Source organism: Pseudomonas vlassakiae (genome assembly GCF_014269035.2).
Taxonomy (GTDB): domain Bacteria; phylum Pseudomonadota; class Gammaproteobacteria; order Pseudomonadales; family Pseudomonadaceae; genus Aquipseudomonas; species Aquipseudomonas vlassakiae.
The window spans coordinates 206,289-231,269 of the sequence record NZ_JABWRP020000004.1 but is presented as its reverse complement, the minus strand read 5'-3'; the positions used below and the strand labels follow the sequence as shown (position 1 = coordinate 231,269).

Annotated in this window: 17 protein-coding genes; 4 read left to right on the top strand and 13 right to left on the bottom strand. The window is 63.5% G+C overall.

The genetic code is table 11. The features are described from left to right. Positions 1-15: 15 nt before the first annotated feature. Entirely contained in the window at positions 16-1,080 is a 1,065-nt protein-coding gene (gene hemE, locus HU738_RS07245; protein WP_186601790.1) for a uroporphyrinogen decarboxylase, read from the top strand. Positions 1,081-1,112: 32 nt separating this feature from the next. On the opposite strand, the gene HU738_RS07240 is transcribed toward hemE, so the two are convergent. After that, positions 1,113-2,300 carry an MFS transporter gene (locus tag HU738_RS07240; RefSeq protein ID WP_189660547.1) on the bottom strand — a complete coding sequence of 396 codons (1,188 nt, stop codon included), beginning with the start codon at positions 2,298-2,300 and terminating at the stop codon, positions 1,113-1,115. 164 nt (positions 2,301-2,464) lie between these two features. On the opposite strand from HU738_RS07240, the gene HU738_RS07235 reads away from it, so the two are divergent. Together HU738_RS07235 and HU738_RS07230 are read left to right on the top strand one after the other, a co-directional pair. Continuing rightward, positions 2,465-3,364 carry a LysR family transcriptional regulator gene (locus HU738_RS07235; RefSeq protein WP_186601786.1) on the top strand — a complete coding sequence of 300 codons (900 nt, stop codon included), beginning with the start codon at positions 2,465-2,467 and terminating at the stop codon, positions 3,362-3,364. A 94-nt stretch (positions 3,365-3,458) separates the two neighbouring features. After that, complete coding sequence (locus HU738_RS07230) at positions 3,459-4,232, top strand: ParA family protein (RefSeq protein ID WP_186601784.1); 774 nt, start codon at positions 3,459-3,461, stop codon at positions 4,230-4,232. Positions 4,233-4,322: 90 nt separating this feature from the next. Here HU738_RS07230 and trxC read toward each other — a convergent pair whose 3' ends face one another. From trxC to betI, 7 genes are all read right to left on the bottom strand, one after another. After that, positions 4,323-4,757 carry a thioredoxin TrxC gene (gene trxC / locus HU738_RS07225; protein WP_176508125.1) on the bottom strand — a complete coding sequence of 145 codons (435 nt, stop codon included), beginning with the start codon at positions 4,755-4,757 and terminating at the stop codon, positions 4,323-4,325. Positions 4,758-4,772: 15 nt separating this feature from the next. After that, complete coding sequence (selO, locus tag HU738_RS07220; protein ID WP_186601782.1) at positions 4,773-6,233, bottom strand: protein adenylyltransferase SelO; 1,461 nt, start codon at positions 6,231-6,233, stop codon at positions 4,773-4,775. A gap of 45 nt (positions 6,234-6,278) precedes the next feature. Continuing rightward, the gene (mscK, locus tag HU738_RS07215) at positions 6,279-9,587 is read right to left on the bottom strand and encodes a mechanosensitive channel MscK (RefSeq protein WP_186601780.1); all 3,309 of its coding nucleotides are present in this window, start codon (positions 9,585-9,587) and stop codon (positions 6,279-6,281) included. 35 nt (positions 9,588-9,622) lie between these two features. Then, complete coding sequence (locus HU738_RS07210) at positions 9,623-11,365, bottom strand: potassium/proton antiporter (RefSeq protein WP_186601778.1); 1,743 nt, start codon at positions 11,363-11,365, stop codon at positions 9,623-9,625. A gap of 263 nt (positions 11,366-11,628) precedes the next feature. After that, complete coding sequence (betA, locus tag HU738_RS07205; RefSeq protein WP_186601776.1) at positions 11,629-13,326, bottom strand: choline dehydrogenase; 1,698 nt, start codon at positions 13,324-13,326, stop codon at positions 11,629-11,631. A gap of 76 nt (positions 13,327-13,402) precedes the next feature. Further along, positions 13,403-14,875, bottom strand: a complete 1,473-nt coding sequence (betB, locus tag HU738_RS07200; protein WP_186601774.1) for a betaine-aldehyde dehydrogenase — start codon at positions 14,873-14,875, stop codon at positions 13,403-13,405. Between the two features lie 37 nt (positions 14,876-14,912). Next, positions 14,913-15,569, bottom strand: coding sequence for a transcriptional regulator BetI (gene betI, locus HU738_RS07195; protein ID WP_176508131.1), 657 nt, complete (start codon positions 15,567-15,569; stop codon positions 14,913-14,915). A 533-nt stretch (positions 15,570-16,102) separates the two neighbouring features. On the opposite strand from betI, the gene HU738_RS07190 reads away from it, so the two are divergent. Beyond that, positions 16,103-18,049, top strand: coding sequence for a BCCT family transporter (locus HU738_RS07190; RefSeq protein ID WP_367616160.1), 1,947 nt, complete (start codon positions 16,103-16,105; stop codon positions 18,047-18,049). Between the two features lie 132 nt (positions 18,050-18,181). On the opposite strand, the gene HU738_RS07185 is transcribed toward HU738_RS07190, so the two are convergent. From HU738_RS07185 to gpmI, 5 genes are all read right to left on the bottom strand, one after another. Continuing rightward, positions 18,182-19,579, bottom strand: a complete 1,398-nt coding sequence (locus HU738_RS07185) for a trypsin-like peptidase domain-containing protein (protein ID WP_186601770.1) — start codon at positions 19,577-19,579, stop codon at positions 18,182-18,184. 79 nt (positions 19,580-19,658) lie between these two features. Further along, complete coding sequence (locus tag HU738_RS07180; RefSeq protein WP_186601768.1) at positions 19,659-20,426, bottom strand: divergent polysaccharide deacetylase family protein; 768 nt, start codon at positions 20,424-20,426, stop codon at positions 19,659-19,661. Positions 20,427-20,434: 8 nt separating this feature from the next. Further along, on the bottom strand, positions 20,435-21,769 hold the full coding sequence (locus HU738_RS07175) for a S41 family peptidase (RefSeq protein ID WP_176508135.1): 1,335 nt from the start codon (positions 21,767-21,769) through the stop codon (positions 20,435-20,437). Between the two features lie 79 nt (positions 21,770-21,848). Further along, positions 21,849-23,144: a murein hydrolase activator EnvC family protein gene (locus HU738_RS07170; protein WP_176508136.1), complete on the bottom strand. Its 1,296-nt coding sequence runs from the start codon at positions 23,142-23,144 to the stop codon at positions 21,849-21,851. 141 nt (positions 23,145-23,285) lie between these two features. Further along, positions 23,286-24,821, bottom strand: coding sequence for a 2,3-bisphosphoglycerate-independent phosphoglycerate mutase (gene gpmI / locus HU738_RS07165; RefSeq protein WP_186601767.1), 1,536 nt, complete (start codon positions 24,819-24,821; stop codon positions 23,286-23,288). Positions 24,822-24,981 lie beyond the last annotated feature (160 nt).

Sequence of the window (24,981 nt, the reverse complement as noted above, 5' to 3'; positions counted from 1 at the left end):
TTTCCGGATGCCGACATGACTGCCCTGAAGAACGATCGTTTCCTGCGTGCGCTGCTCAAGCAACCCGTTGACGTCACCCCTGTCTGGATGATGCGCCAGGCCGGCCGCTACCTGCCGGAGTACCGCGCCAGCCGCGCCAAGGCCGGCGATTTCATGAGCCTGTGCATGAACCCGCAGTTCGCCTGCGAGGTGACCCTGCAGCCGCTGGACCGCTACCCGCTTGATGCGGCGATCCTGTTCTCGGACATCCTCACCATCCCCGACGCCATGGGCCTTGGCCTGTACTTTGAAACCGGCGAAGGCCCGCGCTTCAAGAAGACCATCACCACCCCGGCCGACATCGAAGCGCTGCCGATCCCTGACCCACAGAAAGACCTCGGCTATGTGATGGACGCGGTCAGCACCATCCGTCGCGAGCTCAACGGCCGCGTGCCGCTGATCGGTTTCTCCGGCAGCCCCTGGACCCTGGCCACCTACATGGTCGAAGGCGGCTCGTCAAAGGACTTCCGCAAGACCAAGGCCATGGCCTACGACAACCCGCAAGCCCTGCACCTGCTGCTGGACAAGCTGGCGCAGTCGGTTACCAGCTACCTCAATGGCCAGATCCTCGCGGGTGCCCAGGCGGTGCAGATCTTCGACACCTGGGGCGGCAACCTGTCGGCGGCGGCCTACCAGGAGTTCTCCCTGGCCTACATGCGCAAGATCGTCAGCGGCCTGATCCGCGAGCACGAAGGGCGCAAAGTGCCGGTGATTCTGTTCACCAAGAACGGCGGCCTGTGGCTGGAAAGCATCGCCGAAGCCGGTGCCGACGCGCTGGGCCTGGACTGGACCTGTGAGATCGGCGACGCTCGCCGCCGCGTCGGCGACAAAGTTGCGCTGCAAGGCAACATGGACCCGACCGTGCTGTACGCCAAGCCCGAAGCCATCCGCCAGGAAGTGGCGCGTATCCTGGCCAGCTATGGCAAGGGCACTGGCCACGTGTTCAACCTCGGCCACGGCATTACACCGGAAGTCGACCCGGAACATGCCGGTGTGTTCATCAACGCCGTGCACGAGCTGTCGGCGCAGTATCACCCGTAAGCGCAAATCGGGGCCGCTTTGCGGCCCCGACTTCAAGCGGACTTGGGCGCCAGTCTGCTCAGGTGCAGTGCCACCAGCAACGCCACCGCCAGCAGGCTGCCAATGAACAGGCCGATGCCATTCCAGCCCCACTGGTGCCAGAACACCCCGCCCGCAGTACCCGCCACGCTGGACCCTGCGTAATAGCTGAACAGGTACAGCGACGAAGCCTGCCCCTTGGCCTTCAGCGCCCGGCGGCCGATCCAGCTGCTGGCCACCGAATGCGCCCCGAAGAAGCCGAAGGTGAACACCAGCATGCCAACGATCACCAGCGCCAGCGGGGTAGCCAGGGTCATCAGCAGGCCGCCCGCCATTACCACGATACTGGCCCAGAACACCTTGCGCCGGCCCAGCTTGTCAGCCAGTGCGCCGACCTGTGCCGAGCTGTAGATACCCGACAGGTACACCACCGACAGCAAGCCGACCAGCGCCTGATTCATGTGGTAAGGCTCGGCCAGCAGGCGGTAACCGATGTAGTTGAACAGGGTGACGAAGGCACCCATCAGCAAGAAGGCTTCGAGGAATAGCCAAGGCAGCCCGGCATCCTTGAAGTGCATGACGAAACCGTCCAGCAGGCTACGCGGGCTCATCAGCTGAGGGCGGAAGTTGCGCGACTCCGGCAGTACCTTCCAGAACACCAGCGCCGCCACCAGGGCCAGGCCGCCGATGGTCAGCATCGCCGTGTGCCAGCTGACGAAGTCGATCAGTACCCCGGTAATCAGCCGCCCGCTCATCCCTCCAATGGCGTTGCCGCCGATGTACAGGCCCATGGCCAGGCCGATGTGCTGCGGGTGGATTTCTTCGCTGAGGTAAGTCATTGCCACCGCCGCCAGGCCGCTCAGGGACAGGCCCACCAGGGCGCGGGTGGCCAGTACCAGTTCCCAGCTCGGCATCACCGCGCTGGCCAAGGTCGACAGGGCGGCGCAGGCCAGGGCAAAGACCATCACCGGCTTGCGGCCGATGCGGTCGGAGATCGGACCGGTGATCAACAGGCCGAAGGCCAGCATCGCAGTCGATACCGACAGCACCAGGCTGCTCTGCGCCGCATTGATGGAAAACTCCTTCGACAGCAGCGGCATCATTGGCTGTACGCAGTACAGCAGGGCGAACGTGGCGAAGCCGCCGCTGAACAGGGCCAGCACGGTCTTCATGAAGGCGGGGGTGCCTTTTTCGATCCACATCTCGTTCAGGGGGGCAGGTTCTGGGCTGGCACTACGGGGGGCTACAGCAGTTTTCACGGGCGGTACCTCTGACGCAATGAAAAAAGCATATAGCTGGCTAATGATTACATCCAATATATTGTTCGACCTATTTAAGACGTTTAGCGACCTGATAGGGCCTGATCATGGAACTGCGCCATCTGCGTTACTTCATCGCTGTTGCCGAAGAGCTGCACTTCGGCCGAGCGGCCCAGCAACTGGGCATCTCCCAGCCGCCATTGAGCCAGCAAATTCAGGCGCTGGAGCAGGAGCTGGGCGCTCGTCTGTTCGAGCGGACCAATCGTCGGGTCGAGCTGAGCGAGGCGGGCCGGCTGTTCCTCGAAGAAGCGCGCCAGGTACTGGCGCAGGTGGAGAAGGCCGCCGATGTGGCGCGGCGTGCACAGTTGGGTGAACTGGGCGAGATGAAAATTGGCTTCACCTCGTCGGCGCCGTTCACGTCGAAGATCCCCAAGGCCATTCATGCCTTTCGCCAACGCTTCCCCGCCGTGCACCTCAACCTCAAGGAAATGAGCAGCCGGGACGTCGCCGAGGGGGTGTTCGACGAAACCATCGAGGTTGGGCTGATGCGCCCGATGCCGTTGCCGGAAGGGCTGGTAGCCACCGAGCTGTTTCGCGAGCCGCTGGTGGCGGTGATCAATGCCTCTCACCCGTTGGCCAAAGGCACGGAACAGGGCGTGCACATGGCTGCCCTGGCCCATGAACCGTTCGTGTTCTTCCCGCGCAGCTATGGCAGCGGGCTGCATGCGCAGTTGTTGAGCCTGGCGCGCCAGGCCGGGTTCAGCCCACATTTCGCCCAGGAAGCGGGGGAAGCGATGACCATCATTGGCCTGGTGTCGGCGGGGCTTGGGGTCTCGGTGCTGCCGGCATCGTTCCAGCGCATGCGCATCGAAGGCGTGGTGTACCGCACACTGCTGGATGAAGGGGCGATGTCGGCAGTGTGGCTGGTGCAGCGCGAGCGCGGCAGTTCGGCGATGGCTCGGGCGTTTGCCGAGTTGCTGACGGGGCTGATGGCTGGCCAAGGGTGATGTTTGGGCGGTGCCAGCGAATGGGCAAATGGCACTGGTCATTGCCGCTGAGCCGCCACATACTCGGGCATTCGTTGATACACGGAGGTCAATCATGCGGCGCGTGGTGTTCAATCAGAAAGGTGGCGTGGGCAAGTCGAGCATCGCTTGCAACCTGGCGGCTGTGAGTGCCAGCGAAGGTTATCGGACCTTGCTGATCGACCTTGATGCCCAAGCCAACTCGACCCAGTACCTGACCGGCTTGACTGGCGACGAGATCCCCATGGGCATTGCCGATTTCTTCAAGCAGAGCTTGTCCAGCGGACCGTTCAGCAAGAAGAACAAGGTCGACATCTACGAGACCCCGTTCGACAACCTGCATGTGGTCACCGCCACAGGTGAGCTGGCCGAACTGCAACCCAAGCTGGAAGCCAAGCACAAGATCAACAAGCTGCGTAAGTTGCTCGACGAGCTGGACGAGGACTACGAGCGGATCTACATCGATACACCACCCGCGCTCAATTTCTATGCGGTTTCCGCATTGATTGCTGCTGATCGTGTACTGATTCCCTTCGATTGCGACAGCTTTTCGCGTCAGGCGCTGTATGGCCTGCTGGCTGAAATCGAGGAACTCAAGGACGACCACAACGAAGACCTGGTGGTCGAAGGCATCGTGGTCAACCAGTTCCAGTCCCGCGCCAGCCTGCCGCAGCAGATGCTTGACGAGCTGCTGGCCGAAGGGCTGCCGGTGCTACCGGTGTACCTGGGCAGCTCGGTGAAGATGCGCGAGTCGCACCACGCCAGCCTGCCGCTGATTCACCTGGAGCCACGGCACAAGCTGACGCAGCAGTTTGTCGAGTTGCATGATTTGCTGGAGGAGAATGGCTGAATTTCTTCAGCGCCTATGATCGAGCGCCGCCCGCGCCGCGCTCGATCTCATAGGCGCTACCTGACCCAAGGCATGCACCTGAATCCCCCTCTAAACCCCCTGGCTACGCAACCACTCCAGCAACGACTGCAGCGGAAACGCCCCGGCCTGGCGGCTGATTTCGCGGCCGTTCCTGAACAGGATCAGGCTGGGAATCGAGCGGATGCCCAGTTGCCCGGCGAGGTTGCGATTGGCTTCGCTGTCCAGCTTGGCCAGGCGGCAGCGGCCGCTGAGTTGGCGGGCAGCCTGTTCGAAGGTCGGGGCAAAGGACTTGCAGGGGCCGCACCAGTCGGCCCAGACGTCGATCAGCAACGGCAGGTCGCCCTTGATCTGGCTGGTGTAGTTGGCTTCGCTGAGTTCGAAAGGCTGGCTCAGCAGCACATCCTGTTTGCAGCGGCCGCATTTCGGCGCGTCACCCAGGCGCGCCGCCGGCAGGCGGTTGAGGCCGTTGCAGTGGGGGCAGGGGATTACCAATGGGTCGGGCATGTTGGCTCCTTGAGATTATGAAGAGCAGCTGATTTCCAGGTGCTTGCCCCACTCAGGCGGGCGCTCGGCATAGGCCTGCATGCCGGCCTGCTCCTCGAACGGTTTGCTCAGCACCCGATGCAGGCGGCGCACTTCACTGTAATCCCCCGCTTCGGCCGCTTCGATGGCGTTCTGCGCCAGGTAGTTGCGCAGCACGTACAGTGGGTTCACAGCATGCATCCGCTCACGACGGCCTTCGGCATTGCCCGCCTCGCGCTCGCAGCGGGCCAGGTAGTCCGCGCCCCAGGCATCGAACCCGGCAAGGTCGATGAAATCATCGCGCACGCGCTTCAGCGCTTCGGCCACGGTCTGGTCACCCAATGTGCGGAAGAACTGGTTGTAGTCCACGCCGCCGCTCTGCATGCGCTGCAGCAGGCGCTCGACCAACGCCATGTCGTCGTCTTCGGCGGTGGTCAGACCCAGGCGCCGACGCATCAGGTCGAGGTAGTGTGCCTGATACAGCGGCAGGAACAGGCCCAGCGCTTCCTTCAGCGGCTCCACCTCGATCACCGTGGTCAGGGCCTGGGCCAGGGCGCTGAGGTTCCAATGGGCGATCGGCACCTGGTTGGCATAGCTGTAGCGGCCACGGTCGTCGGAGTGGTTGCAGATGAAGTTGGCGTCGAAATCGTCGAGGAAGGCGTAAGGACCGAAATCGAAGGTGATACCGAGGATCGACATGTTGTCGGTGTTCATCACCCCGTGGCAGAAGCCGTAGGCTTGCCAGCGGGCGATCAGCTCGGCGTTGCGCTCGACGATGGTGCGGAACATGGCCAGGTAAGGCTGCTCGGCATCGCGGCATTCGCTGTAGTGCTGCTCCAGCACGTGGTCGAGCAGCACACGTTGCTGTTCCGGTTGCTTGGTGTAGTAGAAGTACTCAAAATGCCCGAAACGCACATGGCTCTGCGCCAGGCGGGTGAGCATTGCCGCGTTCTCGCGGGTTTCGCGCCACACCGGGGTGCTTGAGCCGATCACGCACAGTGCCCGGCTGGTGGGGATGCCCAGCGCGTGCAGGGCCTCTGAAGCGAGGAACTCGCGGATTGACGAGCGTAGCACGGCGCGGCCGTCGCCCATGCGTGAATAGGGCGTCTGGCCGGCGCCCTTGAGGTGCAGGTCCCAGTGCTCGCCCTGGTCATTCAGCACTTCGGCCAGCAGCAGGCCGCGGCCGTCGCCAAGGCGCGGGTTGTAGGAACCGAACTGGTGGCCGGAATAGACCATCGCCCGCGGGTCGGCCTCTTGCCACAGCTTGTGACCGCTGAAAAGCTCGGCAAACAACGGCAGATCGGCCTGGTCCGGCGCAAGGTCGAGCAGGCTCATGGCCGCCTCGCTCGCCACCACCAGGCGCGGCTCGGCGATCGGCTCGGGCAGGACCTGGGTGGAGAACGCATCGCCCAGGCGGGCGAAGCGGTTGTCGAAGGTGAGTTGGTCGAGGGCTTTCACGGGCTGCTCCTGGGATTCAGCACAGAATAAAGCATTCGAGCCCACTCAGGCCGGTGCAGTGCCATCCGGTTTAGGTTGCTCCGTCGGGATCAGCTGCTGCTTGCCGCCTTTCGGGTCCATCAGGAACACCTCGACCTGGCGTACCGAGATCTTGATGTTGTGGGCCTTGAACTCGCGGTTGATGTAGCGGTTGATCTCGTCCAGCGTCGGGTTGCGGTCACCGAGGTCACGTACGTGCATGCGCAGTTCGTGGTCCAGCGAGCTCTCGCCGAAGTTCAGGAAGTACACGATCGGTTCCGGGTCCTTGAGCACGCGCGGGTTCTCGTGGGCACCCTTGAGCAGCAGGTCGCGTACCAGGTCGAGGTCGGAACCGTAGTCGATGCCCAGCTTCAGCGTCACCCGCGTGACCGTGTCGGTCAGCGACCAGTTGATCAGCTGGCCGGTGATGAAGGTCTTGTTGGGGACGATGATGTCCTTGCGGTCGAAGTCGGTGATGGTGGTGGCGCGGATGCGGATCTTGCTCACGGTGCCGGACAGGTTGCCGATGGTGATGGTGTCGCCGATCCGCACGGGGCGCTCGAACAGGATCATGATGCCGGAGATGAAGTTGGCGAAGATCTCCTGCATGCCGAAGCCCAGGCCCACCGACAGCGCTGCTACCAGCCACTGCAGCTTGTCCCAGCTCACCCCGAGGGTCGACAGGGTGCTGACGATGCCGATACCGACGATGGTGTACGACAGCAGCGTGGTGGTGGCGTAGGCGCTGCCCTGGGCCAGGTTCAGGCGCGACAGCACCAGCACTTCCAGCAGGCCCGGCAAGTTGCCCGCCAGGGCGAAGGTGATGCCGACGATCACCAGCGCTCCGAGCAGGTCGCCGAGGCTGATCGGCACCATGCTGGCGGCGGCCCCGGTACCGCTGGTGTACTCGTACAGGACGAAATTGTTGAGGTAGGCAAATACCGAGATCAGGTCCGACCAGACCCAGTACAGGCCAGCGATGAAACCGCCGAGCAGGGCCAGGCGGATCAGGCGCAGCGACTGCTGGTTGACCTGTTCGATGTCCAGGGTCGGCTCTTCGGTGATGACTTCGCCATCCAGCCCTTCCTTGGCAGCCTGGCGCTTGCTCAGCGCGCGCTGGTAGGCCAGGCGCCGCGCAGCGACCGACAGGCCACGGACAAAGGCGGCCTCGATGACCAGCCAGAACAGCAGCAGGTAGAGGGTATAGATCAGCCGGTCGGTCAGTTTCAGTGCGGTGTAGTAGTAGCCGAAGCACACGGCCACGAACAGCGCGATTGGCAGTGCGGTGAAGGCCACCCCGACAGCCCTGCGGAACAGCGACGTGTCGCGGTGCGCCGGGCTGCTCAGCAGCAGACGGCTGAGCAGCCAGGCCATCAGTGCGTAGCAGGTCAGTACCACGCCGATGCCGAGCACGTCGTCGGCCAGGGCCGAAGGCTGGTGCTCGGCGACTGCCACCACGCCAACCAGCGCCAGCACCACGGTACCCAACCGGCGTACCCAGCCGCGCAGGAATTCGACCTGCGGCTTGTGCCAGCGGAAGTGGACTTCCGCCACGCCGCCCGGCGCGAGGATGCGGTAGGCGGTGTAGAACACCAACCAGGCCTGGGCCAGTTGCCACAGCGCCGCGCCGAGGTTGGCGTTCTGCCCGCGGGCGTCGATCTGCAGGGCATAGCTGCACAGCGCCAGGCCCAGGCTCACCGGCATCGCCAGGAGGATGTTGATCAGGATGGCCTGGGGGGTGTGCCACTGGCTGTCACGGCGGAAGTGGCCGATGTCCTGGTGCACCTTGACCAGCCGCTGGTAGAGGTACTTGCGCCGCCACAGCAGGGCGCCGATCGCCAGCAGCAGCGGCAGGAACAGCAGCGGCCGCTGGCTCAGGCCGTCGGCCAGTTCCTTGATGCCCGAACCCCAGGGCAGGCTGGCAACCTGTTCAGGGAAGCGTTCCGGCACCAGGCGCAGCCAGTCCCAGTCCAGCGGCTTGTTGCTGGGGATCCAGAACATCTGTTCGTCGAGGGTGTTGCGCAGGCCCTGAGCGGTGCCCAGCAGCTGCTTCTGGTTGAGCTGCAGGGTGATCGATTCGTTGAGCAGTGCCGACAGCTCGCGGTTCAGGCGTTCGAGCAGGTCGCTGCGGGTGATCGCCACTTCCAGCAGGGCCTTGCGCAGTTGCGGCGTGACGTCTTCCTGCGGCTGGCTGGCCAGCAGCTTGTCGACGTAGGTCACCGGGTTGCTCATCTGCTCGCGCTGCTGGTTGATCTCGAACTGGTAGAGGCGGATATCGGCGATCTGGTCGGCCAGGTCGCGGTCGAGCTTCAGGTGCGGCAGTGCTTGCTTCTGCTTGTAGAGGATCTTCGACAGCAGCAGGCTGCCCTTGAGCACGTTGATCTGCTCATCCAGTGCTTGGTCGGCCTGGGTCAGGCTGTCGAGCTGCTGCTTGGTGCGCAGGTTCTGTTGGGTCAGCTCGTTGAGGCGGTCGGTGCTTTTCAGCAGATAGTCGGAGAGCTTCAGGTTGGCCGCGCTCTCGGTGGCCAGCAGGCTGCTGCCGCCGGCCTTTTGCGCTTCGATCGACTGCTGGGTAACGGCTTCCTGGGACTGGGCCAGGCGTTTTTCGTTGATCAGCGTCTGCAGGTCCTGGATTTCCTGCTCCAGACGCGCGGCGCGTTCGATCAGCAGGTCATGACGGGCGTTGCCGAGGTCTTGCAGCAGGCCATTGCCGGCCAGCTCCTGGCGGCGTAGCAGGGTCAGCGCGTTGAGCGAGGCCAGTTCGGCATTGAGCTGGTTACGCTGGTCGGCATTGATCGGCTTGCCGCCGTCCTTGCCGCTCTTGAGGCTGCTGTTGATCTGCTGGGTGCGGGTCTGGTTGTTGCTGATCTCGGCCTGGGCCCGTTCGGGGCGGGTCTGCGAGTTGATGATCAGGCTGTTGGCTTCGGACAGCGCCTTCTGCAAATCTCCCTGCTGGGTGTTGCGTTCGCTGAGCATCTGCTCGAGCTGTGGCACGCTCAGGCTGGCATAGCGCTGGGCAACCGGCTGGGGCTTGCTTTGCTTGAGCTTGGCCAGTTCCTTCTGGCTGTCGCTGGTTTCCTTGGGGGCGCTGGCCAACTGCTGCTTGAGCGCGGCAAGCTTCTTCTCGCTGTCTTCCTTGCTGTTGAGCAGGTTCAAGGTCTGCTCGAGCACCTGCTGCAGGGCCTTCTGGTCGGCCTCGGGCAGCTTGCGCTCGGCGATCTTGTCGAGGCTGTTCTGGATGCTGGCGGTGGTCGGGGCTTCTGCCGCGTTGACCGCGAAAGAAATGGACAGGCACAACCCCAGCAGGGCTGTGCGAAGGTACACGCGCAGGGACATAGGCAGACTACTTGTGGATCAGGCAGAAACGGAGTTTAGAGGAACAATCCTGGTCCGGGTCGCGTTCCTTCGGGGAATCTGACGCCGACTTTCTGGATCTTGTTCCCGTCCATGGTCGCCACGGTCCAGATCGTGCCGTGCCATTCGACCTGGTCGCCTACTACTGGAGCGCCTCCGACCTTCTGTCGGATGAACTGCGCCAGCGGCATTTTCGCGTCCAGGCCGTCCAGTTTGAGGCCATAAAGTGCGGCCACCGCGCCCAGTTCGGCATCGCCTTCGAGCACGAAGTCGCCAAAGAAACGCAGGTCCAGACCGCGCTGCGGTGCCTGGCTGAACAGCTTGCCCAGCGCCGGAAGGTTATGTTCGTGGCCGATCACGCAGAGCATGTCGCCTACCTCCAGTACCGTACTGCCGGAGGGGTGCAGCAGTTGTTCGCCCCGGAACAGCGCGGCGATACGCGTGCCTTCGGGCATCTTGAGCTCGCGCAGGGCGGCGCCGATGCACCATTTTTCCGCACCCAGGCGGTAGACGAACAGCTCCCACTCGCTGGTGATGTGCACTTCCAGGGCCGAGCGGGAAATCGGCGCCGGGTCTGGCGGTACGGTGACCTTCAGCAGCTTGGCCATCCACGGCAGGCTGGTGCCTTGCACCAGCAGCGACACCAGCACGATGAAGAACGCCAGGTTGAAGAACAGCTGGGCGTCAGGCAGGCCGGCCATCAGCGGGAATACTGCCAGAATGATCGGCACCGCGCCGCGCAGGCCAACCCAGGAAATGAAGCCTTTTTCACGACCATGGAAGGCCTTGAACGGCAGCAGGCTGGCGACTACCGACAGAGGGCGCGCCACCAGGATCATCCACAACGCCAGGCCCAGCGCCGGCAGGGCGATCGGTAGCAGGTCGTGGGGCGTGACCAGCAGCCCCAGCACCAGGAACATGCCGATCTGGGCCAGCCAGGCCATGCCGTCGAGCATGTGCAGGATGCCGTGGCGGCTGCGGATTGGCTTGTTGCCCAGCACCAGGCCGCACAGGTATACGGCAAGGAAGCCGCTGCCGTGCAGGGCATTGGTCAGCGAGAACACCACCAGGCCGCCGGCGACCACCAGGATCGGGTACAGGCCGCCGGCCAGGTTGATGCGGTTGACCAGCTGCAGCATCAGCCAGCCGCCACCCAGGCCAAGCAGGCCGCCAATACCGAACTCGCGCAGCAAGTGGCCCAGCAGGCTCCAGTGCAAGCCAGTCTGGCCGCTGGCGATCATGTCGATCAGGGTGACGGTGAGGAACACCGCCATCGGGTCGTTGCTGCCCGATTCGATTTCCAGGGTGGCGGTAACCCGCTCGTTCAGGCCTTTGCCGCCGAGCAGCGAAAACACCGCGGCGGCGTCGGTGGAGCCGACGATGGCGCCGATCAGCAGGCCCTGGATCAGGCTGAGGTTGAACAGCCAGGCAGCTACCATGCCGGTTAGCGCAGTGGTGATCATCACGCCGATGGTGGCCAGGGACAGCGCCGGCCACAATGCCACGCGAAAGCTCGCTACCCGCGTGCGCAGGCCGCCGTCAAGGAGGATCACGGCCAATGCCAGGTTGCCCACTAGGTAGGCGGTCGGGTAGTTGTTGAAGATGATGCCGCCACCATCGACTCCGGCGACCATGCCGACGGCGAGAATGATGACCAGAATGGGGATGCCCAGGCGCGATGACAGCGAGCTGACCAGGATGCTTGCGCCCACCAGCAATGCGCCGATCAAGAACAGGCTGTTGATGGTGCTTGCATCCAAAGGCAGGTACTCCGGGATATCGCGGGAAGGGGGCTTGGCTCCTTGACTTGGCAAGTCGCGTGCCAACTGATTCTAACCTGATGAATTGGCAGGCTGTAAAGCGTTTCTGCAGATGTGCAAAAGGCACCTCGGAGGGTGCCTTTTGTGGTGTTGCCGATGCGGGCCCGTTCGCGGGTGAATCCGCTCCTGCAGGGGTTCGCAAGGGCCAAGGGCGATGCGCTACCTGTGGGAGCGGCTTTAGCCGCGAAGGGGCCAGGGCAGGCTTACGCCTGCTTCACTTCACGCATTGGCTTGCCTTTGACCGGTGCACCGTTGGCCACGTAGTACTTGGCGGTGCTGCGCGGCAGCGGCTTGCGGTTGCGAATCTTGTCCGAAATTTTCTCGGCGATCATGATCGTGGTGGCATTGAGGTTGCCGGTGATGATGATCGGCATGATCGAGGCATCGACCACGCGCAGGCCCTTCATGCCGTGCACGCGGCCTTCGCCGTCGACCACGGCCATCTCGTCGGTGCCCATCTTGCACGAGCAGGACGGATGGAAGGCGGTTTCGGCGTGTTCGCGGATGAACTTGTCCAGCTCTTCATCCGTCTGCACGTGCTCACCCGGGCTGATCTCGCGACCGCGGTACGGGTCCAGCGCCGGCTGGGCCATGATTTCACGGGTCAGGCGGATGCCGTCACGGAACTCCTGCCAGTCCTGCTCGGTGGCCATGTAGTTGAACAGGATGCTCGGGTGCTGGCGCGGGTCCTTCGACTTGAGCTGGATGCGGCCACGGCTTGGCGAGCGCATCGAGCCCATGTGCGCCTGGAACCCGTGCTCTTTCACGCCATTGGAGCCGTTGTAGTTAATCGCGACCGGCAGGAAGTGGTACTGGATGTTCGGCCATTCGAACTCCGGACGGGTGCGGATGAAACCACCCGCCTCGAACTGGTTGCTGGCGCCGATACCGGTACCGTTGAACATCCACTCGGCGCCGATGGCCGGCTGGTTCCACCACAGCAGCGACGGGTACAGCGACACCGGCTGGGTGCAAGCGTACTGCAGGTACAGCTCAAGGTGGTCCTGCAGGTTTTCGCCGACGCCTGGCAGGTCGTGTACCACCGGAATGTCGAGGCTTTCGAGCAGGGCGCGCGGGCCAACGCCGGAACGTTGCAGCAGCTGCGGCGAAGCAATGGCGCCGGAGCTTACGATCACTTCCTTGCGGGCGCGGGCTTCGACGCGCTCTTCGCTGTCGCCGACCAGGTAAGTCACGCCAATGGCGCGCTTGCCGTCGAACAGTACGCGGTCAGTCAGGGCGTGAGTGACGATGGTCAGGTTCGGGCGCTTTTTGGCCTGGTCCAGGTAGCCACGGGCGGTGCTGGAACGGCGGCCCTGCTTGGTGACGGTGCGGTCCATCGGACCGAAGCCTTCCTGCTGGTAGCCGTTGAGGTCTTCGGTGCGCGGGTAGCCGGCTTGCACGCCGGCTTCGACCATGGCGTGGAACAGCGGGTTGTTACCGGCCTTTGGCGTGGTCACGCTGACCGGGCCTTCGCCGCCGTGATAGTCGTTCGGGCCGATGTCGCGGGTTTCGGCTTTGCGGAAATACGGCAGGCAGTCGAGGTAGGTCCAGTCTTCCAGGCCTGGCAGTTTCGCCCAGCCGTCGAAGTCCATGGCGTTGCCACGGATGTAGCACATGCCGTTGATCAGCGACGAGCCACCCAGGCCCTTGCCACGGCCACACTCCATGCGGCGGCCGTTCATGTGCGGCTCCGGGTCGGTCTCGTAGGCCCAGTTGTAGCGACGGCCCTGCAGCGGGAAGGCCAGGGCGGCCGGCATCTGGGTGCGGAAGTCGAAGCGGTAGTCGGGGCCACCGGCTTCCAGCAGCAGTACGGTGACGCCGGCGTCTTCGGTCAGGCGAGTCGCCAGGGTGTTACCGGCGGAGCCTGCTCCGACGATGATGTAATCGAATTCTTGGGACATGAAAGTACCCTCGTGTTGGCGGTGATCAGGGAGCGGAAACGCCCGCGCGGTGGCACGGGCGTGGCGGGACAGGGCCTTAGAAGACCGAGTTGTAGCCGCCCAGCTCGACCTGGACCGACTTGATGCGCGTGTATTGAGCCAGCGAGCTGACGCCGTTCTCACGGCCGACGCCCGACTGCTTGTAGCCGCCAACCGGCATTTCGGCTGGCGATTCGCCCCAGGCATTGATCCAGCAGATACCGGCTTCCAGCTGGTGGATGATGCGGTGGGCACGGGAGATGTCGTTGGTGCAGACACCGGCGGCCAGGCCGTAGTCGGTGTCGTTGGCGCGGCGGATGACTTCTTCTTCGGTTTCGTAGGTGAGGATGCTCATCACCGGGCCGAAGATCTCTTCCTTGACGATGGTCATGTCGTCGGTGCAGTCGGTGAACACGGTCGGGGCCACGAAGGCGCCTTTGGCGAAATCACCGGCAGTCAGGCGCTCGCCGCCGCACAGCACGCGGGCACCTTCTTCTTTACCTTTGGCGATGTAGCCGAGCACGCTTTCCATGTGCTGGAAGCTGACCAGCGGGCCGAAGTTGGTGTTCTCGTCTTCCGGGTTGCCAACGCGGATGCGGGCAACGCGCTCGGCGATCTTGGCTTCGAAGGCTGCTTTCATCGTCGCCGGGATGAACACGCGGGTGCCGTTGGTGCAGACCTGACCGGAGCTGTAGAAGTTGGCCATCATGGCGATGTCGGCGGCCTTGTCCAGGTCGGCGTCGGCGCAAATGATCAATGGCGACTTGCCGCCCAGTTCCATGGTGACTTCCTTGAGCGACGAGCTCGAGGCGCTGGCCATGACCTTCTTGCCGGTGGTGGTGCCGCCAGTGAAGGAGACTTTCTCGATGCGTGGGTGCTCGGTCAGCCAGGTGCCGACTTCGCGGCCGCTGCCGGTCAGGACGTTGAACACGCCATTCGGCAGGCCGGCTTCGGTGTAGATCTCGGCCAGTTTCAGGGTGGTCAGCGAAGTGACTTCCGACGGCTTGAAGATCATCGCGTTGCCAGCGGCCAGGGCCGGGGCGGATTTCCACAGGGCGATCTGGATCGGGTAGTTCCACGCGCCGATACCGACGGTTACGCCCAGCGGCTCGCGGCGGGTGTAGACGAAGGACGATTCGCGCAGGGGGATCTGCTCGCCTTCGATGGCCGGTACCAGGCCAGCGTAGTACTCCAGCACGTCGGCGCCGGTGACGATGTCGACATAGCGGGTTTCCGAGTACGACTTGCCGGTGTCCAGGGTTTCCAGCATGGCCAGTTCATCGTTGCGCTCGCGCAGGATGTCGACGGCGCGGCGCAGGATGCGCGAACGCTGCATGGCGGTCATCGCGGCCCAGACCTTCTGGCCGCGCTCGGCGCTTTCCACAGCCTTCTCGACGTCGGCCTGGGTGGCACGTTGCACGTGGGCGAGGACTTCGCCGGTAGCCGGGTTGATGGCCTCGAAGGTGGCATCGCTGCCAGCGTCGACGTAAGCGCCATCAATGTAGAGTTTTTGCGTTCCGAAACGGGCCATAGTGTCCTCGCAAGTGCAGTGTGTGGTTGGCTGCGCGTCACGCTCCTGCCGGGTGGGCAAGGGCCGTGCGCGCTTGATCAGCGGCCTGGTCGTCTGTGTCCAGGGTGTGCTGTTTAGCCAGTTGTAGATCCATGTATTCGTATGCAATCCGTATCGCCTGGTCGGTGTCGAATGCATCTCCCGACAGGGCACCACGCAGCCACAGGCCGTCGATCAGGGCTGCCAGGCCGCGGGCTGCCTTGCGCGCATGGTAGAGCGGCAGGGCGCGGCGGAACTGGCAGCACAGGTTGGAATACAGGCGGTGATCGTTGATCCGCTGCAACCTGTGCAAATCGGGCTGGTGCATGCTGGAAGCCCAGAAGGCCAACCAGGTTTTCATTGCCGGGCCGTTCACCTGGCTGGCATCGAAGTTGCCCTCGATGATCACTTTCAGGTGGGCGCGCGGGCTGTCGTCCGTCAGTGCCTGGCGACGTGCTCTAACGCCTTCGTTGAGCATGTTCATGATGTAACCCATCGTCGCTGCGATCAGGCCGTTCTTGTCCCGAAAGTAGTGACTGATGATGCCGTTCGACACTCCGGCCAAACGGGCAATCAGCGCAATGCTGGCGTCACCCAGTCCGACCTGATCGACCGCCTGCAATGTGGCTTCGATCAACTGCTGGCGGCGGATGGGTTGCATACCGACCTTGGGCATCTTGCTATCTCCTCAGGCCTGCGAGCAGACGACAGGCGGCTGACTCGGCGAAGGCCAGTCTATTTTGTTTTGATTGAACGTTCAATCAATAAAGAATAAGCTCTGCGACAATTTGTGCCATTGACAGTCTTTCAGGCGGTCGAGAAGGCACGGATTGACACCCCAGGAAATCGCGTAACCCCCGGAATACAAGGCGTTGACGGGCATGAGCGAGGCGAAATGCAGATTCTGCCGTACGGTCACTGGCCTGCGACAGGCCCTTGGAGCGGGCGGGGTGATCTGTGACGAATGCGCGCACCCCAGTGGAGGGCGTGGCATTTGCAGCAGGCCACCTGTCTGTTTTTTGCAACGTATCGATTCGGGATCGCGGTTTCCAGGGTGCTTTTATAACACCTGATGCAGTGGCGGAATTCCACCAATTGCTCGGGAAAAGACTGATTAGCCTCCAAAGCCGTACTGCCCGGAGCATTCGTGCAATGAGTTCTGCCTCACTTACCAAGCCCCCCGCCGAGAGGGTCCGGGTCAACCGCGTGGTGTTCTTCACCTCCGCGCTGATGATCCTCGTTCTGACTGCCTTGTTGATCGCTGTACCTGAAACTGCCGGCCAGGTGCTGGGCGTAGCCCAGAAATGGCTGACGCGCACCTTCGGCTGGTACTACATGCTGGTGATCGGCGGTTACCTGCTGTTCGTCGTCTACCTGGCCTTCTCCGGCTACGGCAAGCTCAAGCTTGGCGGCAAGGACGACCAGCCTGACTTCAGCTACGGCGCCTGGGCCGGCATGCTGTTCTCCTCTGGTATCGGCATTTCGCTGCTGTACTTCGGCGCGTCCGAGCCGCTGGACCACTATTTCAACCCGCCAGAAGGCACCTCTGCCAGCCTCGAAGCCGCGCGCCAGGGCCTGCAGCTGACCTTCCTGCACTGGGGCCTGCATGGCTGGGCGATCTACGCCCTGGTCGGCCTGGCCGTGGGTTACTTCGCCTACCGCCACAATCAACCGTTGGCCCTGCGCTCGGCGCTTTATCCGCTGGTGGGTGAGCGCTGGGTCAAAGGCGCTGCGGGCAATGCCGTGGACATCTTCGGCATGTTCGTCACCCTGCTGGGCCTGGTGACCAACTTAGGGATAGGTTCGATGCAGGTGTCCTCCGGCCTGGAATACCTGTTCGGCATGGACCATAGCAAGACCAACCTGCTGGTGGTGATTCTGGTCATGGCTGGCGTGGCCACCGTGGCGGCGGTATCGGGTGTAGAGAACGGCATTCGTCGCCTGTCCAACCTGAACATCATGCTGTTCAGCGGCCTGCTGATCTTCGTCCTGCTGGGCGGCGAAACCTTGCACCTGCTCAACGGCTTCGTGCAGAACATCGGCGACTACCTCAACGGTATCGTGCTGAAGACCTTCGACCTCTATGTATACGAAGGCGAAGCCGGCAAGTCCGAGCGCTGGCTGGGCCTGTGGACCGTGTTCTACTGGGCCTGGTGGATCTCCTGGGGCCCGTTCGTCGGCATGTTCATTGCCCGTATCTCCAAGGGCCGCACCGTGCGCCAGCTGGTCAGCGGCGTGCTGCTGATCCCGCTGGGCTTCACCCTGGCCTGGCTGTCGATCTTCGGTAACACCGCGCTGGACCTGGTCATCAACCAGGGCGCGGTCGAGCTGGGCAAGACCGCGCTTGAACAGCCCTCGATGTCGATCTACCAGCTGCTGGAATACTTCCCGGCGGCCAAGATCGTGATCGGTGTGGCGGTATTCGTTGGCTTCGTGCTGTTCCTCACCCCGGCCGACTCCGGCGCGGTGATGATGGCCAACCTGTCCTGCAAAGGCGGCAAGGTTGACGAAGACGCCCCGCACTGGATGGTGGTGTTCTGGTCGGTGGTCATCACCCTGGTTACCATCGGCCTGCTGTTCGCCGGTAACTTCGAAGCCATGCAGACCATGGTGGTGCTGGCGGGCCTGCCGTTCTCGGTAGTGCTGGTGCTGTTCATGTTCGGCCTGTACAAGGCCATGAAGCAGGACGTGGCCGTCGAGCAGGAGCGTGCCGAGCTGGCCGCCCGTGGTCGCCGCGGCTTCTCCGAGCGTCTGACCCAGCTGGAACTGCAGCCGACCCAGGCCGTGGTACAGCGCTTCATGGACAAGCACGTCAGCCCGGCGCTGAAAGAAGCCGCCGCGCAGTTGCAGACCCTGGGCTTCGAAGTGGAAACCCGTGTTGGCCAATCGCGCAACATGATGGGCCTGCGGGTGATGATGGACGAGGGCAACCCGTTCGTTTACGAAGTGAGCCTGGACGGCTACATGGCCGCGCCGAGCGAGGCGCCGGTGGAAGGCGAGCCGGAAGTGCGCCAGCGCTTCTACCGTGCCGAGGTGTATCTGCATGATGGTAGCCAGGAGTACGACCTGATGGGCTTCGCGCCGGAGCAGATCGTGCGGGATGTGCTGGATCAGTTCGAAAGCCACCGGCAGCTGTTGGGGCGTGTCTACAGCTGATAGCGTTGCGCTGAACTGAAGGCCTTGCTCCGCGGAGCAGGGCCTTTTTTGTGCCCGAGCATTATGTCGCGGGGGGCGCCGCCTGCTGCGTCTGTGCTTCCCTGCACAAGCGCAGCCGCGGCCATGGGGCTGTCAGGGGGTGTTGGCCTCGAGCAAGTCGGTGCGAAACTCGGAGCTCTGGCGTATGACGTCAATGGCAACGCTGCACAGTTTCAAGGGTAACGACGCGTGTGCTATCACCACGCTCTGGCTGCGCAGCAGGCGATAACCGGAATGATCATCGCAATGGGTAGTGGCCGCCGGGCCGCGCTTTACCCGATAGAACACGATATCGGCAGCTCGCAGCCAGTTTACCTGGATGTCTCCGTTCGGCAGCCGTTCGGTGCTCACCTCAGCCTTGGGCCGGCCGGGTGGCAGCAGCTCGACTGCAAGGCTCAGGCTATTGGCCATGAGCGCTCGGGAAGCCGATTGATCAGGGGACTGCACACCAACGAGGCACAGGTAGTGCGTTCCAGGCGTGGCGCCGATGGGGTCGTCAATTCTTGCCGCATCAGCAGCAATCGTGCCGCTGTAGCCAACCGGGTCTTCACAGGCGAGCGCATCGGTGCTGGTCTTGTAGCGGTAGCGTGGGGTGTCGATCAGGAACTCGAAGCCCCAGCGTGGTTGTTCAAGCGAGCCATCGGGCAGGGTGCGGGCTTTGACGATGGTCTTGAAACTACTGCCCTGCGGCGTCAGTTGAAAGCCTGGCAGCAGTTGGCAATCGTCCAGCTCCAGGTCTGCCTGCCCGGCCCTGAAGCATCCCTGCACACGGTGGATGGGGATCGCGCCTACCTCATTGTCATGCAAGCTGTTGACGACGCTGATCAGGCGGTGAGTGGCGCTGTCGACGACTGGGCTGCCGGACGCCCCTTCATCGAGGCCTTGGCAATCGTTGCGCCTGACGTTTCGCCACACCCAGTTGTTGACACTGGAGAAGCTATGGAAGCGCTCCGTGCAGGTTGACAGGCGCAGCCCTTGGCCGAGCGAACTGGGTTCGCCGATTACCTTTACCGCGTTCGCCGATGTGGGGGATGGGCCGATCTTGACCGGTGTGATGCCTTGCGCCAGCAACTCTTCGAGTGTGGCATCCAGCTCCAGCAGGGCCAGGTCGGCACCTTGCATGCTGCTCCATACCATCTGCTTCACACGCACGGTACGGCGCTGGTCCTGGGTATCGGCAAAATAATTGAATGCAATACTGCCGGTCATTGGCTGGTTGACGATGATTTTGCCATTGACGCCGCCTGCGCAGTGACCGGCAGTGAGCACGTAGGCAGGCCCGCTGCTGGCAAGGGTGGCATCGCGGCTGTCCAGCAGGGTGCCGATGCACAGCCGGTTCTTCCAGAGCAGCCGGCCGACACCGCTCCACTGAGCGTTCTGGCCGGCATTGTTGTAAAGGGTAAGCGGTGCAGTGGGCAAGCTGTCTTCGGCGTCAGCCAGCTGGCTGAGCAGCATCAGGCCCAATGTTGCCAATCGCGTTGAGTTTCGCATGTCGTACCTCCTCGATAGGGAGGGACGAAGCATGAGGGGGCTGGCGAGGCGTGTGGCGGTATATAGGTGACGGGCTTATCTAGCGGTTGGTGTAGCGCCCGTTCTTGCCGTGACCCGGCATTGCCAGGTTGCTGCGCACGGCAATCATCTGCTTGAGCCTGATCAACTCGATGCCTTGGCTCTTCAGCCTTGGCAATTCGCGCTCAAGCACATCCAGCGTCTGCGGGTAAGGATGCCCGATCAGCACGGCCGAGCCTTGCTTGCGAGCCAGCGCAATGCCTTGCTGCAGTTGCCCGGTAATTGCCTCGGGGGTGCGTACGTCGTCGAGAAATACATCCCGCGATACATGCGCCAGCCCCTGGGCCTGGGCTTCGGCCGCAGCGACCGTGGCCGCGCTGGTGCGGCTGTCGACGAAGAACAGGTGTCGACGCTGCAATTCGCCCATCAGCCAGGCCATCGGCTCACGCTGGGCGGTCATGCGGCTGCCCATGTGGTTGTTGATACCGGCGGCATACGGCACCTTGGCCAGGGCAGCCTCGAGGCGTCGGGCCAGTTCGTCCAGGGGGATGCCGGGGTGCCAGGCATAGGGTCCGGTGGCCGGGTCCATGGGCATGTGCAGGATCACCGTCTTGCCGGCCTTGTGGGCCTGGCGGGCGAAATCGGTGGCGTGTGGGGTGTCGGGCATGATCGCCATGGTCACTGGCCCCGGCAGGGCGAGGGTGCGGCTGTCACGCTCGGCGCTTTGGCCCAGGTCGTCGATGATGATGCTCATGTAGGCCTTGCCGGCCGGTGCCGCTTGTGCGACCCCGGCCATCAGGCAGACCAACAGATACAGCAGATAACGCATGGGCTGGGTCAGTCGCCCTTGGTGATGTTCAGGCCCTTGAGCAGGCTCAGCGCCTGGCTCAGCTGGTAGTCGCTGTCCTGCGGGCGTTCCTGGCGCTTGGTGCTGCCGGTCGGGCGGTCGGCGCCACCGTTGCCGTTGCCCAGGTGACCCTGCAGGTCGGCTTCCTTGAAGGTATCGTTGTCGTTGGCATCGGCAGTCAACTTGGCTGGGCGCACTTCAATGTCGGGGACGATGCCCTGGGCCTGGATCGAGCGGCCGTTGGGCGTGTAGTACAACGCAGTGGTGAGCTTCAGTGCGCGGTCATTGGCCAGCGGCAGCACGGTCTGTACCGAGCCCTTGCCAAAGCTGTCGGTACCCATCAGCACGGCGCGTTTCTGGTCCTGCAGGGCGCCGGCGACGATTTCCGAGGCCGAAGCGCTGCCGCCGTTGATCAACACCACCAGTGGCACCCCTTCGCTGGCGTCGGCCGGGTCGGCGGAGAAGCGCAGTTCGGAATTGGCGATGCGGCCCTTGGTGTAGACGATCAGGCCCTTGGTCAGGAAGTGGTCGGCCACTTCCACTGCCGATTGCAGCACGCCGCCGGGGTTGTTGCGCAGGTCAAGGATCACCCCGCGCAGTTTCTTGCCGTTGTCCTTGCGCAGCTTGGCCAGGGCCTTGCCGACCTCGTCACCGGTCTTGACCTGGAACTGGGTGATGCGGATGTAGCCATAACCGCTTTCCAGCAGCTGGCTCTTCACGCTCTTGACCTGGATTACCGCGCGGGCAAGGGTTACGTCGAACGGGCTGCCGCCATCGCGCACCAGGGTCAGGGTGATCTTCTCGCCCACCTTGCCACGCATCTTGTCGACCGCTTCGGTCATGGTCTGGCCGCGGGTCGGGGCGCCGTTGATCTTGACGATCAGGTCCCCGGCCTGCACGCCGGCTCGCGATGCCGGGGTGTCATCGATAGGCGATACCACCTTGATATTGCCGTCCTCCTGGCCCACTTCGATGCCGAGGCCACCGAATTCGCCACTGGTGCTTTCCTGCAGCTCCTGGAAGTCTTCAGGCCCGAGGTAGGCCGAGTGGGGGTCAAGGTTGCTGAGCATGCCCTTGATGGCGTTCTCCAGCAGGGTCTTGTCGTCCACAGGTTCGACATAGGCCGCCTTGATACGGTCCATGACCTCGGCAAAGGTGCGCAGCTCTTCCAGCGGCAGCGGTGCCTTGGCGGTCACCTCGGTGGCGGGCACTGCGGCAGTCTTGGCTGGCGATGCTTTCGCCGGCTCCGCGGCGCTGGCCAGGGGCGCACCAATCGCCAGGGCGATGGTCAGGGCCAGCTGGGTGAGGCGAGGCGAGTGCAGCATGTCGAACGAACTCCTGATCCTGTAAGCGCTCCCTGCGGAGCATCGGCGCAGCGCCTGGCGCCACGCCGTATGTAATGTGTCAGCCGCGGCACCACTGCGAAGGGTCGGTCGGCCGGCCCTGCTGGCGGATGGCGAAGTACAAGCCTGCGCTGTCCTGGCCACCGCTGTCGCCAACGGTGGAAATGGCTTCGCCGGCCTTGACGATGTCGCCGGCGCTCTTGAGCAGGCTCTGGTTGTGGCCGTACAGGCTCAGGTAACCATTACCATGGTCGAGAATGACCAGAAGTCCAGCGCCACGCAACCAGTCGGCAAACACCACCCGTCCGCCGTGCACTGCGCGTACCTGGGTGCCGGGGCTGGCGCTGATCATCACGCCGTCCCACTTGGCCCGGGCATCGCTGCCGCGGGCGTCACCGAAGCGTGCCAGCAATCGACCATTGACCGGCCAGGGAAGTTTTCCCCGGGCTGCAGAAAATGCACCGCCGTAGCTGGCGCCGTCACTGGAAACCAGTGGGCCGAGGGTAGTGCGGGCCTTTTTCGGTGGCTCGCTGTCTTCGCTGTCCGCACGGGCGGCCAGGGCCTCCTGCTGGCGGCGTTTCTCGGCTTCCTGCTGGGCGAGCAGGGCTTTCTTGCGCGCTTCTTCGGCTTCGCGGGCCTGGCGTGCCAGGGTTTCCTCGATGGTCTTGAGCACCTTGGCCAGGTCCGCCTGGTCCTGTTGGCGGGCCTGCAGCTTCTGGTCGCCATCTTTCACGTCGCTGTTGAGCTTGGCCAATACCTGCTGGCGCTTGCTGCGCTCGGCATCCAGCGCCTGGCGGCGCGTGTCGAGGTCGGCGCGCTGCGCCAGCAGTTGTTCCTGCTGACGGGAAATGTCCTGCTCGACGTTGGCCAGCTGGCGCAACGTTTCATTGAAGGCCTTGAGCTGGTCGAGGCGCGCCTTGCTCAGGTAGTCGTAATAGGTGAGGGTGCGGGCGAACTTCTCAGGGTTCTGCTGGTTGAGCAGCAGCTTGAGGTATTCCTCGCGGCCGTTGTTCTGGTAGGCCGAACGGGCCTGAATGGCAATCAGCCGCTGTTGTTCAACGCGGGCGCTCTGGAGTTTTTTTTTCTCGGTATCAAGGCGCTCCAGCTCGCCCTCGGTCTTTTTTAGTTCTTGCTGCAGGGCCTCCACCTGCTTCTCCAGGTTGCCGATGTCGGTCTCGGTGGCCTTGAGGTCTTTTTGCACACCGGCTTTTTCTTCCTGGAGCTTGCTCAGCGTCTTCTTGAGCTCGGCAATGTCCTGGCGGGTGGCGTCCAGTTGCTGCTGGGTCTGCGCGCGCTCATCGGCGAATGCCGGGCTGAGCAGGCAGGACAGGGCTAATAGGATCAGGGCGCGTAGCATGGGGTTTGGCGTACCGGGGATGGAGACTGGCCTAGTATGCCCGTGCGGGCAGGCAAAAAAAACGCCTCGCTGCCGGGGCAGCGGGGCGTTTGTCCGGAATTCATGTGCAAAGGGGCTGCCAGGCGGCCCCGGGACACTGAATCAGGCGTCGACCAGGATCGAGGTGCCGGTCATTTCTGCCGGTTTTTCCAGGCCCAGTAGTTTCAGCATGGTCGGCGCCACGTCGGCCAGTACGCCGCCTTCGCGGACCCGCACCTTGCGCTTGCCGACGTAGATGAACGGCACCGGCTCGCTGGTGTGGGCGGTGTGCGCCTGGCCGGTGCACGCATCTTCCATCTGCTCGACGTTGCCATGGTCGGCGGTGATCAGGGCCTCGCCACCCACCTTGTCCAGCGCCTCGACGATGCGCCCGACACAGTTATCTAGGGCCTCGACGGCTTTCACCGCAGCCTCGAACACGCCGGTGTGGCCGACCATGTCGCCGTTGGCGTAGTTGGCCACGATCACGTCAAAGCGCTGCTGCTCGATGGCTTCGACGATGCGGTCGGTCACTTCAGGAGCGTTCATCTCGGGCTGCAGGTCGTAGGTGGCGACCTTCGGCGACGGGATCAGGATGCGCTCTTCGCCTTCGAACGGCTCTTCGCGGCCACCGGAGAAGAAGAAGGTGACGTGTGCATACTTCTCGGTTTCAGCGATGCGCAGCTGGGTCTTGCCGTTTTTTGCCAGGTACTCGCCCAGCACGTTGTCCAGGCTGGACGGTGCATAGGCTGCCGGCGCGGCGATTTTTGCCGAATACTGGGTCAGGCCGATGTAGGCCGCCATGTTCGGCAGGCGTGCGCGCGGGAACTCGTTGAAGTCCGGCTCGACGAAGGCACGCGACAGTTCGCGGGCGCGGTCGGCGCGGAAGTTCATGAAGATTACCGCATCGCCGTCTTCAACCTTCACCGCCTCGCCAATGCGCGTGGCCTTGACGAATTCGTCGTTCTCCTCGCGGGCATAGGCTGCTTCCAGGCCCGCCAGCGCGGTGTCGGCGGTGTATTCGGCAACGCTGTCGACGATCAGGTTGTAAGCGGCGCTGACGCGGTCCCAGCGGTTGTCGCGGTCCATCGCGAAGTAGCGGCCGATCAGGCTCGCGATACGGCCCTTGCCGAGCTTGGCGAAGGTCGCGTCGAGCAGTTCGATCGACGACTGGGCGCTGCGTGGCGGGGTGTCGCGGCCATCGAGGAAGGCGTGCAGGTAGATCTTCTCGGCGCCACGCTGCGCGGCCAGTTCGGCCATGGCGACGAGGTGGTCCTGGTGGCTGTGCACGCCACCGTCGGACAGCAGGCCGAGGATGTGCACGGCCTTGCCGGCGCCAGCAGCCTTGTCCACCGCCCCGGTGAGCACCGGGTTCTCGAAGAACTCGCCATCGCGGATGGCTTTGGTGACCCGGGTGAAGTCCTGGTAGACGACGCGGCCCGCGCCAAGGTTCATGTGCCCGACCTCGGAGTTGCCCATCTGCCCGTCCGGCAGGCCGACATCCATCCCCGACCCGGAAATCAGGCCATGCGGCTGGGTGGCGCGCAGGCGGTCATAGACCGGTGTGCTGGCGGCATAGATGGCGTTGTATTCGGGGCTTTCGCTGTGGCCGAATCCATCCAGGATGATCAGGACCAGAGGTTTGGGCGTGCTCGTCATCAATCAAACTCACGGTTGTTCAAAGATGATAAAGACACGCATTTTAGGGCAAATGCGCCATCAACGGCGAATAATCGTCCTGTCACCCGACCGGCGCGGGCAACCCGGTAACATGAAGGTACCTTTACCTCCGGCCCATCGGGCTTTGGTGGCACTGGGG